The organism is Pedococcus sp. P3_C7 (assembly GCF_056402615.1).
This window is the reverse complement of the sequence record NZ_JBFUHC010000012.1, coordinates 18,155-33,991: the sequence shown is the minus strand read 5'-3', so window position 1 is coordinate 33,991 and position 15,837 is coordinate 18,155. Positions and strand designations below refer to the sequence as shown.

Here is a 15,837-nt window from a genome sequence, read left to right as displayed (position 1 = left end):
GGATAGTGAGCACATGTCGGGTGGGTTCTGGGATCGCCTCCTGCGCCGGCCGCAACAGCCGGTCGGCGACAAGGGCTTCCGCGTACCCCCGGTGCCGACCAGCGACGACCTCTTCGCCGCCCTCGACCGCGTCGAGGCGATGGTGGCGGGCGGCGCCGTGCCCGCGCCCGTCGCCTCACGGGTCAGGCGGGTCGACCGGGTCGTGCGCGACACCATTCCGCGGCTCCAGAGCCTCGGCGCCGGGAGTCCCCAGGCGTACTCCGTGATGGCCACCGCGACCGACTACCTCCCCGAGGCGGTCGGCGGCTATCTGCGCCTCCCGAGGCAGTTCGCGGACAGCCGGCCGGTCGACCGCGGCAAGTCCTCGCTCATGGTGCTCATCGACCAGCTCGACCTCCTCGCCTCGACGATGGACAAGGTCTACGACGCGGTATGCCGCGACGATGCCGCCGCGCTCGTGGCTCACGGGCGGTTCCTGGCCGAGAAGTTCGGCACCGCCTCGTCGGGCGGGTCGCTCAACATGGACGCCACGCCGGTGCCGGCGATGCCGGGCACGCCAACCATCCCGGCCACGCCGGGCCTACCGACCACGCTGGGCCTGCCCGAGGTGGCGGCTGCCACGTCCCCGGACGAGGACACCGGCAGCCTCGAACGGCTCCAGCCCCCGGCTGGACGGGACGCCTCATGAGCCCGTCGAGCCTGGGCGAGGCAGTCGACGTCGTGGCGGCGCTGGCCTCGAGCGCAGGGCTGGACCCGATCGGTGCGCGGTCCGAGGCGCTCTGCCTCGCGGCGGCCGTCGCCGAGTCGGCCCCGGGGGCGGCCTCGGACTGGGCGCGGGCCGTCGGCGACGCCTCCACGCAGGACTTCTTCGATGCGGCGAGCCGAGGGCGTCGCTGGCGCGAGTCCCCCACGGCGTCGCTGAGCGCCCTTGTCGCACAAGGGTCCCCGTCAGCCCGGGCCTACGCCGAGGCGCTGGCCGAGGTCGCCTCCGCGGCCTGCCAGCTCGGCGAGCCGACCATGCGCGTCATCGGCAATGCCTCCGTGGCGGCCGCCGCCCAGCTCTCAGCCGTCCCCCGCGTTTCGTCCGCCCCGGCGTCCTCACCAACGGCCCCGGCGACGACGACCCCGGCGACGACGACCCCGGAGAACCCCACGGCGACGCCCACGCGGCATACCGGACTGCAGGCGTCGGGCCCGGCGACCACGGCCACGGCGACGCCCGCACCCGCGCCGGCGCGGAGCCTCGACGAGCTCTTGGCCGAGCTCGACGCCCTGGTGGGGCTGCAGCGCGTCAAGCGCGAGGTCCACCGCCAGGTGGCCGTGCTGCGCATCGAACGCCTGCGCACCGACGCGGGTCTGAAGAGCCCTTCCATCACCCGCCACCTGGTGTTCACCGGCAACCCCGGCACCGGCAAGACGACGGTGGCGCGGCTGGTGGGCGGCATCTACCAGGCCCTGGGCCTGCTGTCCCGCGGCCAGCTCGTCGAGGTCGACCGCTCCGAGCTGGTGGCCGGCTATCTCGGCCAGACCGCGACCAAGACCGCCGAGGTCGTCGCGTCCGCGGCGGGTGGGGTGCTGTTCATCGACGAGGCCTACAGCCTCACGGGCGCCGGGCCGCAGGGTGACCAGTACGGCCAGGAGGCGGTCGACACCCTCGTCAAGGAGATGGAGGACCGGCGCGACGACCTCGTCGTCATCGTCGCCGGCTACCCGGCGCCGATGGAGGCGTTCATCGGCGCCAACCCCGGGCTCGCCAGCCGGTTCCGCACGACGATCGAGTTCGAGGACTACGGCGACGATGAGCTGGAGGCGATCCTGGTCAAGCTCGCGGGGGACGCCGACTACGAGCTGCAGCCCGAGGCCACCGAGCGGTTCCGCGAGGTGCTCGGCCGCACGCCCCGGGGGAGCAGCTTCGGCAACGGCAGGTTCGCCCGCAACGCCCTCGAGGCGGCCATCGGCGCGCACGCCTGGCGGCTGCGCGAGGTCGACGCCCCGTCCCTGGACCAGCTCCGCCAGCTCGTGGCGCGCGACTTCGACGAGGAACCGCTCGAGGACGGATCCGCCGGCGGTGCATCGGCGTCAGAGCCAGTGCTGACCGCTGCGGATCCGGGACCCCGTGACCGCCCCCTTGGAGGTATGCCGTGACCACCCCCGCGACCGCGACCGCGGCAACGCCTGCTCCCGTGAGCGCCCCTCCGGTGCCAGGTGACCGCGCCACCTCCAGCCCCGCACGGGGTTCTGCTCCTGGTTCGGGAACGGGTTCGGCAACGGGTTCCGCGCCCGGCGCCGACGGCGGTTCCGGCGCCCGGACCGGCGTGGCCGGCCAGGTCTCGACCCTGCTCGCCAGGGTCCGCGCGAGCCTGCAGGAAACCCCCGGTCGCCTGCGCTGGCTGGCCGCCGTAGGCGTGGCGGTCGCCCTCGCCTTCGGGCTCGCCGGCGGCCAGGCCTTCCGGTCTGCCAGTGGCGCCCTCGACAGGGCCGGAGCCAACACCGACCAGCTCGTGCGGATCCAGGCCATCCAGACCAACCTGGTCCAGGCCGACGCCGACGCCACCAACGCCTTCCTCGTCGGAGGACTGGAACCGCCCGCCCAGCGTGCCGACTACCTCAGGGCGGTCGCGTCCGCCACCGAGCTCATCGCCGAGGCAGCGCAGCACCAGCCGGCCGACGGTCGGGCTCTCGGCGCGCTCAACCAGTCGCTGGTCGCCTACACCAGCGAGGTCGAGCGCGCCCGGGCCAACAACCGCCAGGCGCTGCCCGTGGGCGCCCAGTACCTCAAGGACGCCAGCGCGAACCTGCGGGCCGACGCGCGGCCGATCCTGAAGAACCTCGTCGACGCCAACGACGAGCGGGTCGCCACCGAGTTCGACAACGCCGGCCGTGCCGCCCTCTGGCTGGTCATCGTCGGGCTGCTCGCCCTGGTGGTGCTGGCGCTCGAGCTGGTGTGGCTGGCCCGCCGGACCAGGCGCTACGTCAACGTCCCGCTCGCGGCCGGCGCTGTCGTGGTGCTGGTGGCTCTCGTGGCCGGCGTCGTCGCCCTCACCGCAGTGGCGCGCTCCGTCGACACGGTACGGACGGGGGTCTATGCCGCGACGCTGTCGACGGCGAAGGCCAGGATCGCCGCCTTCGACGCCAAGTCGAACGAGAGCCTCACCCTCATCGCCCGTGGTTCCGGCACCGCCTTCGAGAAGGCCTGGCAGGCCTCTGATGCCGCGGTGCGGACCGAGCTGAAGCACCTCGCCGGCAACCCCGTGTCCGCTGGGCGCGGCACGCCCCTGCCCTGGCCCACGTATGCGGGAGTGCACCAGCAGATCCGCACGCTCGACAACAAGGGGGACTGGAACGGCGCCGTGAAGCTCGCCACGGGGACGGGGGCCCAGACCGGCAACGGCTCCTTCGCCCAGTTCGACACCGCGTCGGCGCGACAGCTGTCCAGTCTCAACGCCGAGGTCGCCTCGCGCCTGGACGGGGCGGGTGGGTTGCTCCCCGTCGGCGGCGCGCTGGGTGTCCTGGCCGGCCTGCTGGCCGCGGCCCTGGCCTGGCGGGGCTTCTCGCTACGGCTGGAGGAGTACCGATGAGCCGCCGGCGCGCAACGACCCTCGCGACCGTGGCCGTGGCTGCGTGCCTGGCGGTGGCGTCGTGCTCCAACGCCGGCGCCTACGAGGCGACGCCCATACCCAAGAACCAGGTCAGCGCGACGACCACGACCCCGACAACGCCTGCCCCCACGCCCACGCCCGCCAACCCTGACGTCGTCGCGGCCAACTGCCTGCCGTCCTATGCTCCGCCGGCGACGATGCCCAGCCCGGGAGACATGCCGGCGGGCAGCACGATGGCCCGGATCCAGGCTCGCGGCCGCCTGATCGCCGGGGTCTCGGCCGACACACTGCTGCTCGGCTCGCGGAACCCCGTCTCGGGCGAGATCGAGGGCTTCGACATCGACATGCTGCACGCGGTCTCGCAGGCGATCTTCAACAACCCCAACAAGATCGAGCCGCGGGTCATCACCTCGGCGCAGCGTGAGCCATCGCTGAAGGCCGGCACCGTCGACATCGTGGCCAGGAACATGACGATCAACTGCACCCGCTGGAAGGGCATCGCGTTCTCGAGCGAGTACTACCGGTCCGGACAGAACGTCCTGGTCCGCCGTGGGGACAAGTCCAAGAACGGTGGTCCCATCACCGGGATGGCGGACCTCGTCGGCAGGAAGGTCTGCGCACCCAATGCCACGACGAGCATGGAAAAGCTTCGGACCTTCACCGGCGTCGTACCGGTCGGCTCGGACACCCACACCGGCTGCCTGGTGCTGTTCCAGGAGGGCAAGGTCGACGCCATCATCGGTGACGCCACGGTGCTGGCCGGTCTCGTGGCCCAGGACCCCTACGCTCGCGTGGTCGATTCCCCCCCGTTCACTGCCGAGCCGTACGGTCTGGGGTTCAACGCGGCGAACGTCGACTTCGTGGCGTTCGTCAACGGTGTGCTGGCGCAGATGCGGGCGGACGGCCGGTGGACCAAGAGCTACAACTCCTGGCTGGCCCCGGCGCTGGGCCCGGCGCCGATCCCGGTCGCTGTGTACGGACGGACCCGGTGACTGCCACCATGGCCAGCGCCTCGGCTCCCGTCGCACCGGGACGGCTCGGCACGCCCCTGGTTGCCCTGGAGGCCCTGCGCTACCTCGAGGCGCTGGGCGCCTGGCGGGACCAGCGCAAAGCCGAGCTCGACCTGCTCGACGAGGCTGCGCTCGAGGCTCCGGACCAGTCAGCCTTCACGGGCGACCTGCTGCTCTCGATGGCCCTCTGGAAGTCGGTCTCCGACCGCTACGACCTGCTCACGGCCACCTGGGACTCGGGGCGCGCGGGCCCGACGGAGCTGGAGCGACTCTCCACTCTCGTCTGGGGCAGGGTCGACGCCACCCTCGCGGTCTCGCTGCCCGAGGCGTGCCGCCTCTCGGATGCGCTGGCCACCTCGTTGCGCGCCCGGCTGGGCCTCGACACGTCGCAGGCCGACGTCACCACCCGGCTCCGTGAGCTGCGCGCCGCGGTCGAGCGCATCAGGGACCTCGTCGACGGCGCGCCCTCCTCCACCGACGCAACGGAGTCGTCCACGTCACCCACCACGTCATCCACCGCGTCGACGCTGGCGCGGCTCTCGGCGCGCGTCGACGACCTCGGCGCCCGCTTCCAGCGCGGTGCGGACGTCGGGGGCCTGCTGGGTCCCCTGGAGCACGACGCCGCTCGCGCCGAGCGTGACCTCATCGTCGCGGCCTCGCGGCGCGCGGCCGACTCCCGTGACGCGGCCCGCGCCCACGCCTTGCGTGGCGAGCTCGAGGCCCAGGGCGCCGCACTGCGTGACGTCGCGGCCCGGTGCGTCGCCGAGGTGGTGTCGCCCCCTCGGTTCGCCGTGCCCGACGTGTCCACCCTGGGGCCCGTGCCGAGCGACCCCGCGGCCGTCGACGCCTACCTGGTGCGCTTAGACAAGGTCCGTCGCGCCATGACCGTCGCGCAGGACGCGTATGCCGCGGCGTTGTCCGAGCGCGACGAGCTGCGCGGGCGCCTCGGGGCGTATGCCGCGAAGGCTGCGGCCCTCACCGCCTCACCGTCGGATGCAAGGGTCGACGCGTGGCGAGCGCGAGACCTGGAGGAGCTCGAGACCCGCGCCCTCGAGGTGCTGGACCAGACCCCGGCCGACCTGGCGCGCGCGAGAGCCCTCGTCGCGGCATACCAGGCCTATCTCGGGGCCGCGCTGGGCAGCGCCCAGAGCACGCCACGCCAGACCGGCCGGCCCGGTTCAGGAGCAGCATCATGACCACGACCGTCGCGTGCACCCAGCCGGGCTGCACCGGAACGATTCTCGACGGGTACTGCGACGTGTGCGGCTCACCGGGCGCCACTGCTGCCGCGTCCCCGGACATGTCGGTGCCGACGGCGCCGGCCGGCATCGACCAGACCCCGTCCATGGTGTCGCGGGCCTCCAACCGACTCGCCTCCACGGCCCTGGGGTCGGCCCGAAACGCCAGTGGTAGCAAGGTCACCCGCCGGCTGGGCACGTCCTCACAGCGACTGCGCGGGGCCCGGCTCGGGGCAGGGCTGACCTCGATCCCACCCGTGCCGACGGTCGACGCGGCCAAGGCGGTGCTGGCGGACCCGATGGTTCCGGAGGAGCGGCGGACGTGCCCGTCGTGCGGGTCTCCCGTCGGCCGGTCCCGGGACGGCCGCCCCGGCCGCACCGAGGGTTTCTGCCCCACGTGCCGCAACCCGTTCTCCTTCACCCCCAAGCTGCACGAGGGCGACGTCGTCGGTGGACAGTACGTCGTCGCCGGCGCGATCGCCCACGGCGGACTGGGCTGGATCTATGCCGCGCGCGACCGCAACGTGTCCGACCGCTGGGTCGTGCTCAAGGGCCTGCTGAACTCGGGCGACCCCGACGCGCTGGCCGCGGCCATCGCCGAACGCCAGTTCCTGGCCCAGGTCGAGCACCCGCTCATCGTCGAGATCTACAACTTCGTGTCGCACGAGGGCGCGGGCTACATCGTCATGGAGTACGTCGGCGGCACCTCGCTCAAGCAGCTGCTCAAGGACCGGATGAAGAAGGCGGGCGGCACCTACAGCCCCCTGCCGGTGGACCAGGCGATCGCCTTCGTCATCGAGGTGCTCCCGGCCTTCCAGTACCTCCACGACCTCAACCTCGTCTACTGCGACTTCAAGCCCGACAACGTGATCCAGGTCGGCGATGCCGTCAAGCTCATCGACCTCGGTGGGGTGCGGCGGCTCGACGACGTCGACTCGGCGATCTACGGCACGACCGGCTACCAGGCGCCGGAGGTGCCACAGGTCGGGCCCTCCGTGGCCTCGGACATCTACACCATCGGCCGCGCGCTCATGGTCCTCACCACCGAGTTCCGCGGGTACCAGAGCACCTACGTCGCCTCGCTCCCGCCGATCGACGAGACACCCCTGTTCCAGAAGCACGACTCGCTCTACCGGCTGCTGCTCAAGGCTTGTGCGCCCGATCCTGCCGACCGGTTCGTCAGCGCCGACGAGTTGCGCGTCCAGCTCCTCGGGGTGCTGCGAGAGGTCGTTGCCCTCGAGCGCGAGGGAGCTGCGGAGCACTCGACCTCGTCCCTGCTCTTCGACGTGCCCACGGTCTCGGACGACTCCCTGGCCTGGCAGCACCTGCCCACCTTGCGCCGGGACGAGGGCGATCCCCAGGCGTCCTGGCTGCGGACGGTGAGCATCGACGATCCCGCCCAGCGGCTGGTGGCCCTGGAGGGCGCGCCGGCGACGAGCCCCGAGGTCCTGCTGGCCACCGCGCAGGCAGCCCTGCACGCGGGCGACTACGACCGGGTGGACCAAGCCGTACAGGCCCTGCTGACCGACGACCCCTGGGAGTGGCGCGCGGTCTGGATGGACGGCCTCGTCGCGCTCGCCCGCGGCAGGACGGCAGATGCCCAGAGTGCCTTCAACGCCGTCTACGGCCAGGTGCCGGGCGAGCTCGCCCCCAAGCTGGCTCTCGCGTTCGCCTGCGAGACCGGCGGCGAGGCCGATGTGGCCGAGTCCCTCTACGTCACGTGTGTCCGCACCGACGCCAACTACATCGCGCCGGCGGCGTTCGGCCTGGCCCGGATCCGCGCCGGCCGTGGTGACGTCGACGGCGCGGTCCGTGCCCTCGACCTCGTGCCGGCGACGAGCCGTGCCTTCACGCAGGCCCGCCGCCGACGGGCCGGGCTCCTCGCCGAGTCCGGTGGTGGGCTGCCGGCCCTCGCCGCGGCGCTCGAGAGCATCGACAACCTGACGATCGACCCGGTCGACCGCTCCCGCTTCCGCGTCGATGTGCTCGAGGCGGCCCTGTCGGTGGTGACCACGCAGGGCGCTGACCCGACGGTCTCCCTCGCGGGTCATCCTGCCTCGGAGCCCGCGCTGCGCGACGGGCTCGAGTCCGCGTACCGCGACCTCGCGACGCACGCTCCCAGCCAGCAGGAGCGCGTCCGGCTCGTCGACCAGGCCAACTCGGTGCGCCGGTGGACGCTGCGATGACAGGGACCGGGAGTGGCGTGGACGCCGAGGCCACCCGAGAAGAGGGTGGTATGCCGTTGGTGGACGTGGCGCTTTCGTGTCCAGCCTGCTCGGCTCCGATCGGCGAGAGCGACCGGTTCTGCGAAGCCTGCGGCGCCGAGCTGACTCCTGCGGTGGCACCACCGCCGCAGGCGGCACCCGTGGCGGTCGCCAGGGCGTGCCACGAATGTGGCGGCGTGGTCGCCCCTGACGGCTACTGCACCCAGTGCGGTGCCGAGGCCGTCAGCGAGCGCGACCACTTCGTCGAGACACCTGCCCCGTGGGTTGCCGCGGTCTGCGACCGCGGTATCCGCCACTCCCGCAACGAGGACGCCATGGCGCTGCACGCCGGGGCCGAGCCGGGCAGCCACGCCGTGCTCGTCGTCTGCGACGGGGTGTCGTCCTCCACCGACTCCGACGTGGCCAGCCTCGCCGCCGCGCGGGCGGCGCGCGACCTGCTCACCGTCTCCCGCCCGCAGGCGCTCGGCACCGCGGCGACCCGGCGCAACGCGACGGCGAGGGCCATGGAGGTCGCCGTCGACGCCGCCAACGACGCGGTCATCCGCAACACCACCGCAGGCCCTGGGAACCCGGCGTCGTGCACGTTCGTCGCCGCGGTCATCCAGGAGTCCCAGCTCGTCGTGGGCTGGGTCGGGGACAGCCGGGCCTACTGGTTGCCCGACGCGGGTGCCGGGCAGCTGCTCAGCGTCGACGACTCGTTCGCTGCGGAGCAGATTGCCGCCGGGGTGGCGCGCGCGGATGCGGAGAACGGGCCACAGGCGCATGCCATCACCCGGTGGCTGGGCATCGACGCGCCGGACCACACCCCGCGAACGACCTCACTCGACCTGACCGAGCCCGGGTGGGTGATGGTGTGCTCCGATGGCCTCTGGAACTACTGCTCCGAAGGGGAGGCGATGTCAGTCCTGTTGCGCGACACTGCTTCGACCACCGGCTACGCCCCGCTCGACCTTGCCGACGGCCTGGTCGACTGGGCGAATGCCCAGGGCGGCCAGGACAACATCACGGTGGCCCTCGCCCGGGTCGGTCCACCGACGCCCGTGTCGACGACGCCGACTTCGACGGCGCCGGGCACGGCGGAAGCTGGCACCACTCCCGAGCCGGCGCAGGCGGCATACCAACAGGAAGGCACGCCAGATGGCAACGTTCTCAGCTGAGGTGTTCCAGAACGAGTTCCTGCCCGACGGCGGGACGGACGTCCACGCCATCGTCACGGTGACGTGTTCCGGCGCGGGCGAGGCGGGGCAGACGGACTCGGGCGAGGCCGGCGAGATCGTCATCGTCGACACCTCCGGCTCGATGAAGGGCGAGAACATCGTCGCCGCCCAGCAGGCTGCCGCCGCGGCGCTCGACCAGGTGCTCGACGGTGTCTGGTTCGCCGTCATCGCGGGCAGCCACCTGCCACGCCTGGCGTTCCCCGTCACCCCGGAGCCCGCCATGGTGCGGATGGACTCACAGGTCCGGGCCCAGGCCAAGGCAGCGGTCGGCTCGTTCTTCGCCGATGGCGGGACCGCCATGGGCACCTGGCTCAGGCTGGCCACCAAGGTGTTCGCGTCGGTGCCCACGCTCGCGCAGCGGCACGCGATCCTCCTGACCGACGGCATCAACCAGCACGAGTCACCGCAGGAGCTCAGCGCCGCCATCGAGCAGGCCAGGGGCCTCTTCCAGTGCGACTGCCGCGGCGTCGGCGAGGACTGGCAGGTGGCCGAGGTCCGCCGCATCGCGACAGCACTGCTGGGCAGCGTCGACCTGATCGCCCGCCCCGAGGACATGGCGGCGGACTTCGAGCAGATCATGCGTCAGGCGATGGGCCGCGGTGTCGCGGAGGCGTCGCTGCGGGTGTGGGCGCCGCAGGGGGCCGAGGTGCTGTTCGTCAGACAGGTCGCGCCGACCGTCGAGGACCTCACGCCACGTCGGCAGGAGGTCAACCCGCTGACCGGTGGCTATCCCACCGGCTCCTGGGGCGACGAGGCACGGGACTACCACGTGGCGGTGCGGCTGCCCGCGAAGTCGGTGGGACAGGAACAGCTCGCCTCGAGGGTGCAGCTGGCCGTGGGTGACACCGTGGTGGCCCAGGGCCTGGTCAAGGCGCTGTGGTCCAACGACGACACCCTGACGGCGCGGATCGACCCCGCCGTCGCGCACTACACCGGGCAGGCCGAGCTCGCCGAGGCCATCCAGGACGGCCTCGCCGCGAAGGCAGCGGGTGACACGACCACGGCGACCGCCAAGCTCGGGCGGGCGGTCCAGCTCGCGGCGCAGACCGGCAACGACGAGGCGACCAGCCGCCTGCGCAAGATCGTCGAGATCGACGACGCGGACACCGGCACGGTCCGGCTGCGTCGAGCGGTGAGCAAGCTCGACGAGATGGCGCTCGACACGGCCTCGACCAAGACGACGCGGGTGAGGAAATGAGCGCCGTCACGTGTCCGAACGGGCACGAGTCCGTCGCGACGGACTACTGCGACGTGTGCGGAGCGCCGATCGCGCAGGAAGGTGCCGCGTCGGCCGGCGCGTCAGCCGGCGCGTCAGCGGCCGGGGGAGCGAGCGGTGCTGCGGCGCCTGGCGCGGCTCCTGGCGCGGCGCCTGACGCCGCTCCTGAAGGTGCCGCATCGAGCGGGGCGGCGGGGACGCAGGAGTGCCCCAACTGCGGGACCGACAACGACTCGGCCGCGCTGTTCTGCGAGGCGTGCGGCTACGACTTCACGACCGGCACGATGCCACGGCCGGCGGAGGTCGCGCCGACCTCGGCTCTCGACCTGGGTGCCGGGGTGGGGTCCGCCGGCCCGCCGCCCGACGCGCAGGCACCTGACGCGCAGGCACCCGACGCGCAGGCGCCCGTTGCGCCCGAGGTCTCCGTCGGTTGGGTGGTCGAGGTGTGGGTCGACCCTGACTGGTACGCCTCCCAGGAGAGCGACGACCCGTGTCCGTCGCCCGGACTTCCGGAGACCCTGCCGTTGCGGCGGCAGAGCCTGCTCATCGGCCGGCCGTCGGTCAGCCGAGGGATCCACCCCGACATCGACCTCGCCTCCGACCCCGGGGTGAGCCGCCGGCAGGCCCAGCTCACGACCGACGGTTCGCGGTGGTGGGTCGAGGACCTGCAATCCTCCAACGGCACCTACGTCGGCTCCGCGAGCGGCCCGCTGCCCGACAACCCGGTGACACCGGGCCAGCGTCGCGAGCTCGCCGAGGGCGACCGGGTCTATGTCGGGGCGTGGACCCGGCTGGTGGTGCGCCGCGCGACGGCGGAGGAACAGGCACTCTGACCTACCGGACGGTGCCGAGGTCGTCGGCAGGTGCACCGACGTCGGCCCACGCAAACCTGCGCGGCCACAGGCAGCGTCACCCTTTGGAGGTAGGCATGGGCGCTGATCTGGGGGCAGACTGCTGAAGGTGCTGGAACGGCATACCTGACGTGGTGGGCGCGCTGAGGGTGTCGGCGCCGCACGACTGAGGGTGCTGGAACCGCACGCCAGCTGTGATGTCGCGATCGGAGGCGCACGTGACCGAGTCCGAGGACAGGTCTGCAGCGAGCGCCGCGGCCGTGGCGCGTCTCCAGGCCAGGCTGGCCGAGACGCAGGAACAGCTGGCCGCGACGAGCGAGATCCTGGCCGTGCTCGGGACGTCCGCGTCGGGTGAGGCGGAGGTGTTCGACGCGATCGTGGAGCGCGCTCGCCGGTTGTGCTGGGCTGACGCGGCGACGATCCACATCGCCACCGAGCACAACTTCACGATGGTGCACTCGGTCGGCCTGCGGCCCGACTACCTGGAGCTGGCCACTCGCAAACCGGTGCCGCGTGACCGCACCTCGCTGGTCGGCCGGGTCGGCTTGGACGGCAGGACCCAGCAGATCGTCGACGTGCTCGCCGACCCTGACTACGACCGCCCCGAGTTCCAGAGCAAGAGCGGCATCCGGACGATCATGGGCGCTCCCATGATCGTCGAGGACGAGGTGGTCGGGGTGCTGTCGGTGTGGCGCACCATCGTCGACCCTTTCGACGACCGGGTGAGGAGCCTGCTCAGCACGTTCGCGGCGCAGGGAGCCCTGGCCCTGCGGAACGTGGGCCTCTTCCGGGCGCTCGAGAGCCGGTCGGACGAGCTGTCGTGGAAGGTCGAGCAGCTCGAGGCGCTCTCTGAGGTCGGTGAGGCGATCAGCTCGTCCCTGGATCCCGACGAGGTGCTGACGACGATCGTCAAGCACGCCGTCCAGCTCTCGGAGACCGACGGCGGGTCGCTGATGGAGTACGACGAGGAGACCCGGCTGTTCGGGGTGCGCACGACCTACGGCACCAGCCGCGACGTGGTCGAGCGCCTTCGGCAGTCCCGCATCCACGTCGACGAGACCTTCGTCGGCCGGACGGCCGCCTCGCGCACGGTGGCCCAGATCCCGGACCTGTCCGAGCGAAAGGACCTCGACCCGCACCTGACCCTGCTCCACGAGGCCGGCTGGCGCTCCCTGGTCGCGATCCCGCTCACCCGGGCCGACCGGATCGTCGGCGCGCTGGTGGTGCGGCGCAAGCAGCCCGGGGTGTTCAGCGAGGAGACCTGCGAGCTGCTGTCCTCGTTCGCCAGCCAGTCGGCCATCGCGCTGACGAACGCCCGGCTCTACCAGCAGCTCGAGCGGCAGAGCGCCGAGCTGGCCGATGCGAGCCGGCACAAGTCCGAGTTCCTGGCGAGCATGTCCCACGAGCTCCGGACGCCGCTCAACGCGGTGATCGGCTTCTCGGAGGTGCTGCTGGAGCGGATGTTCGGCGAGCTCAACGAGCGCCAGGCCGACTACCTCCAGGACATCCACAGCGCGGGTCGCCACCTGCTCGCGCTCATCAACGACGTGCTCGACCTGTCGAAGGTCGAGGCAGGTCACATGGAGCTCGACCGGACCTCCTTCGATGTGGCCGAGGCCCTCGACTACGCGCACCTGCTGGTCCGCGAACGGGCCTCTCAACACCGGATCAAGGTCACGGTGGACGCGTCCAAGGAGGAGCTGGGGACGATCTGGGCTGACCAGCTGCGGTTCAAGCAGATCATGCTCAACCTCCTGAGCAACGCCGTGAAGTTCACGCCCGACGGAGGTCGGGTGCGCGTCGTCGCGCACCGCGTCGAAGGGGATCTCGAGGTCAGCGTCACCGACACGGGCGTGGGCATCGCCCCGGAGGACCAGGCCCGGATCTTCGACTCCTTCCAGCAGGGCGGCCGGTCCAGCTCGTCGGCGGAGGGCACGGGCCTGGGCCTGACGCTGACCCGCCGGATCGTTGAGCTGCACGGCGGGACGCTGTGGCTCGAGAGCACCCTCGGGGTCGGCAGCACGTTCGGCTTCCGGATCCCCCTGAGCGCCCAGCCGCGGCTGGTGCCCGACGCCGACGCTGACGCTGACGCCGACGCGGACGCTGACGCCGGCTGGGGTCGCGAGGGGGAGGACTCCCGGCCGACGATCCTCATCATCGAGGACGACGAGAACTCCGCGGAGCTGGTCTCCGTGCACGTCCGCGCGGCCGGGCTTCGGCCGGTGGCGGTGGGGACCGGGGAGGAGGGACTGGACGCGGTGCGCTCGATGCACCCGGCCGCCGTCATCCTCGACATCCGGTTGCCCGGCATGGACGGCTGGGACGTCCTGGGCGCGCTGAAGGCTGAGCCCTCGACGGCCGACACGCCGGTCGTCGTCGTCAGTGTGCTCCCCGAACGCGGCCGCGGCTTCGCGCTCGGCGCCTCCGACTACCTCGTCAAGCCGGTGGCTCGGGACGACCTCCTGGCCGCCCTGCGCCGGGTGGGGGTGGGCCCGCCCCACCAGGTGGCGCACCGGCGGATCGTGGTGGTCGACGACGACCCGACAGCGCTCGAGCTGGTGCAGGTCACCCTCGAACCACTCGGCTGGGACGTGCGGACCTGCGCCCACGGCGCCGAGGCGCATGCGGTCGTGCGCAGCGAGTCGCCGGCGGTGGTCCTCGTCGACCTGCTCATGCCGGACACCGACGGCTTCGCGGTCATCGACGCGCTCCACCACGACCCGAACACGCGAGGCATCCCCGTCGTTGTGCTCACGGCCAAGACGCTCACGGCCGCCGATCGCCGCCGGCTCAAGGGTCGGGTCGAGTTCGTGGCGTCCAAGAGCCGTCTCGACCTGATCCAGCTCTCCACCCGCCTGGCCGGCCTCGCCGGCGTGCCCGCCGCCCTGCCGGACTAACTACCTTGGGTATGCCGCGTGCTTCCGCCTCCCTCGTCGCTTGAGTTTCCTCGCGGTTGGCGTCGAGAACGGGCTCAGCTGAGCGCTGCACAGAGGTCGAGCGCCGATCCGGAGTGGCTCTGTACCTCCCAGACCCCGGTGGGGGAAACGGTGTAGGTCACCTGTCCCGTGTAGAGGGTGGTGGACGGCCCTCCGACGTCGGTGGAGAACAAGATGATGATGTAGTGCCCGGTGGCGCTGACAGTCTGGCTTCCGTCCGCGCGGGTCGTGGTGCGAGTCACCGCCCCGTTGGACTGGAACGACACCGCCTGGTGTGTGTCGTCGTTGGTGACGGTGACGTTGCTCCCCGTCCCGGCGACGATGACTCGACTCGGGTTCCCGCCTTGGCCGTTGGCGGGTCGCACGCTCTGATTGCCCCCAGAGACGGTGAACGTCACGGGGAAGTCTGCGCAGGCCTCTCCCTGGGGCAGTGAGAAGCTGTCTGCGTAACTGGCTGCGGGTGCGGCCAAGAGCGCGGCTCCTGCGCAAAGGACAGCGAAGGTGGCACGCGCGAAAGTCTTGCGGGACATGGTTAACCTGCCTTTGCTTGGGCTTGAGGGCGTTGCCTACATCAACACCCTCCTACCCACGGACGCGTTCGGCTTCCTCCAATTGGCGTAATCGCAGCGGGGCCGGGGACCACCGCAGTTTGGCTGCGGAGCGCCGGGAGCTTGTCCCATCAACCTGGGCCGCTCGGGCCTCCGCCTCCGACGATGTGCTGGGCCCGCGAATCGGGCTCACCGTCGCCGAACTCGATCAGGCCGCACCGCTGGCACGTCGACTTGACCGTCTGATCCGGCAACCGGTGGTGATTCCATCGGTGGCCCACGAGACGGCACGTGAGGCGCTTGACGTCCATGACTTTCAGTGTGAGCGTGTTTGCCGTTTCACGCAGGGCTAATCCGAAAGCAGGCCGAGAGCCCTGCTGGCGAGGCTGCGGACCAGAACCATCTCGTCACTCGCGATGACCTCATTGGTGGCCGCATTCGTTGGTACCAAGCGCAAGGCCGCATCCAGCTCGCGCAGGCACTGGTCAGCTTGATCCCCGAACACCTCCGTCTCCCGATCGAGGGCGTCGCCCAGGCCGCTGTCGTCGAACAGCCGCTCCCAGCATTCCTCGAGCGAGGACTGTCCCGACGGAGTCAGGCTGGTCCAGAGCTGGCGTTGGTGCTCCCCGTCGGCGAGCTCGCCGAGTGCGTCGCGAACCATCTCGCTGTAAACCTGCATTTCGCAACCTTTCGACGATCTGGGCTTCTCCCGGCCCTCGCAGATGGTCCCCATTAGATCTCGGGGTAGGCGGCGAGGATCGAAACGGCCTCGGATTCGGAGCCCTATGGCGGTGCTCTCGGGCAGATTCAAACTGCCGATACCCGCTTTAGGAGCGAGCCAGGGGGTGGCCCGGACTCCGAATTCCGTTGTGTCGCAACAGTTTGGGGTGTGGCGCATGTCTGGTGGTTCTGGCTGTTTCAGACCCTGCGGGCACCTCTGAGGTACCTAACAGGCGCGAGTTGCCTGACGTGGCGAGCGGCCGCCTCTCTGCCCGAA

13 protein-coding genes are annotated in these 15,837 nt (G+C 71.6%); 10 read left to right on the top strand and 3 right to left on the bottom strand.

The window, feature by feature from the left end; genetic code table 11:
- Positions 1-13: 13 nt before the first annotated feature.
- From AC1DS4_RS16935 to AC1DS4_RS16890, 10 genes are all read left to right on the top strand, one after another.
- A complete protein-coding gene (locus AC1DS4_RS16935) occupies positions 14-688 on the top strand; it encodes a hypothetical protein (protein ID WP_477633492.1) in 675 nt (224 codons plus the stop codon).
- Positions 685-2,145: an AAA family ATPase gene (locus AC1DS4_RS16930; RefSeq protein WP_477633493.1), complete on the top strand. Its 1,461-nt coding sequence runs from the start codon at positions 685-687 to the stop codon at positions 2,143-2,145. Before AC1DS4_RS16935 ends, AC1DS4_RS16930 begins: the two co-directional genes overlap by 4 nt.
- Positions 2,142-3,578 carry a hypothetical protein gene (locus tag AC1DS4_RS16925; protein WP_477633494.1) on the top strand — a complete coding sequence of 479 codons (1,437 nt, stop codon included), beginning with the start codon at positions 2,142-2,144 and terminating at the stop codon, positions 3,576-3,578. Before AC1DS4_RS16930 ends, AC1DS4_RS16925 begins: the two co-directional genes overlap by 4 nt.
- Positions 3,575-4,591, top strand: a complete 1,017-nt coding sequence (locus AC1DS4_RS16920) for a glutamate ABC transporter substrate-binding protein (protein WP_477633495.1) — start codon at positions 3,575-3,577, stop codon at positions 4,589-4,591. The genes AC1DS4_RS16925 and AC1DS4_RS16920 overlap by 4 nt, the downstream gene beginning before the upstream one ends.
- On the top strand, positions 4,588-5,805 hold the full coding sequence (locus AC1DS4_RS16915; RefSeq protein WP_477633496.1) for a hypothetical protein: 1,218 nt from the start codon (positions 4,588-4,590) through the stop codon (positions 5,803-5,805). The genes AC1DS4_RS16920 and AC1DS4_RS16915 overlap by 4 nt, the downstream gene beginning before the upstream one ends.
- Positions 5,802-8,033 (top strand): serine/threonine-protein kinase, encoded by a 2,232-nt coding sequence (locus AC1DS4_RS16910; RefSeq protein ID WP_477633497.1) that lies wholly within the window; start codon positions 5,802-5,804, stop codon positions 8,031-8,033. The genes AC1DS4_RS16915 and AC1DS4_RS16910 overlap by 4 nt, the downstream gene beginning before the upstream one ends.
- Positions 8,030-9,229, top strand: coding sequence for a PP2C family protein-serine/threonine phosphatase (locus AC1DS4_RS16905; RefSeq protein WP_477633498.1), 1,200 nt, complete (start codon positions 8,030-8,032; stop codon positions 9,227-9,229). Before AC1DS4_RS16910 ends, AC1DS4_RS16905 begins: the two co-directional genes overlap by 4 nt.
- Positions 9,210-10,487: a vWA domain-containing protein gene (locus tag AC1DS4_RS16900; protein ID WP_477633499.1), complete on the top strand. Its 1,278-nt coding sequence runs from the start codon at positions 9,210-9,212 to the stop codon at positions 10,485-10,487. The genes AC1DS4_RS16905 and AC1DS4_RS16900 overlap by 20 nt, the downstream gene beginning before the upstream one ends.
- Entirely contained in the window at positions 10,484-11,338 is an 855-nt protein-coding gene (locus AC1DS4_RS16895) for an FHA domain-containing protein (protein WP_477646080.1), read from the top strand. Before AC1DS4_RS16900 ends, AC1DS4_RS16895 begins: the two co-directional genes overlap by 4 nt.
- A 236-nt stretch (positions 11,339-11,574) precedes the next feature.
- On the top strand, positions 11,575-14,253 hold the full coding sequence (locus tag AC1DS4_RS16890; RefSeq protein ID WP_477633708.1) for a response regulator: 2,679 nt from the start codon (positions 11,575-11,577) through the stop codon (positions 14,251-14,253).
- A gap of 74 nt (positions 14,254-14,327) precedes the next feature.
- On the opposite strand, the gene AC1DS4_RS16885 is transcribed toward AC1DS4_RS16890, so the two are convergent.
- The 3 genes from AC1DS4_RS16885 to AC1DS4_RS16875 form a co-directional block, all read right to left on the bottom strand.
- Complete coding sequence (locus tag AC1DS4_RS16885; RefSeq protein ID WP_477633707.1) at positions 14,328-14,690, bottom strand: hypothetical protein; 363 nt, start codon at positions 14,688-14,690, stop codon at positions 14,328-14,330.
- A gap of 281 nt (positions 14,691-14,971) precedes the next feature.
- Complete coding sequence (locus AC1DS4_RS16880; RefSeq protein WP_477633706.1) at positions 14,972-15,151, bottom strand: DUF1660 family phage protein; 180 nt, start codon at positions 15,149-15,151, stop codon at positions 14,972-14,974.
- 38 nt (positions 15,152-15,189) lie between these two features.
- The gene (locus tag AC1DS4_RS16875; RefSeq protein WP_477633705.1) at positions 15,190-15,519 is read right to left on the bottom strand and encodes a hypothetical protein; all 330 of its coding nucleotides are present in this window, start codon (positions 15,517-15,519) and stop codon (positions 15,190-15,192) included.
- Positions 15,520-15,837 lie beyond the last annotated feature (318 nt).

What these genes read in the sequence shown, in the direction of transcription:
- AC1DS4_RS16935 (WP_477633492.1), top strand. Translation starts at nt 14, where the DNA reads ATGTCGGGTGGGTTCTGGGATCGCCTCCTGCGCCGGCCGCAACAGCCG.
- AC1DS4_RS16930 (WP_477633493.1), top strand. Translation starts at nt 685, where the DNA reads ATGAGCCCGTCGAGCCTGGGCGAGGCAGTCGACGTCGTGGCGGCGCTG.
- AC1DS4_RS16920 (WP_477633495.1), top strand. Translation starts at nt 3,575, where the DNA reads ATGAGCCGCCGGCGCGCAACGACCCTCGCGACCGTGGCCGTGGCTGCG.
- AC1DS4_RS16910 (WP_477633497.1), top strand. Translation starts at nt 5,802, where the DNA reads ATGACCACGACCGTCGCGTGCACCCAGCCGGGCTGCACCGGAACGATT.
- AC1DS4_RS16905 (WP_477633498.1), top strand. Translation starts at nt 8,030, where the DNA reads ATGACAGGGACCGGGAGTGGCGTGGACGCCGAGGCCACCCGAGAAGAG.
- AC1DS4_RS16900 (WP_477633499.1), top strand. Translation starts at nt 9,210, where the DNA reads ATGGCAACGTTCTCAGCTGAGGTGTTCCAGAACGAGTTCCTGCCCGAC.
- AC1DS4_RS16895 (WP_477646080.1), top strand. Translation starts at nt 10,484, where the DNA reads ATGAGCGCCGTCACGTGTCCGAACGGGCACGAGTCCGTCGCGACGGAC.
- AC1DS4_RS16880 (WP_477633706.1), bottom strand. Translation starts at nt 15,151, where the DNA reads ATGGACGTCAAGCGCCTCACGTGCCGTCTCGTGGGCCACCGATGGAAT.
- AC1DS4_RS16875 (WP_477633705.1), bottom strand. Translation starts at nt 15,519, where the DNA reads ATGCAGGTTTACAGCGAGATGGTTCGCGACGCACTCGGCGAGCTCGCC.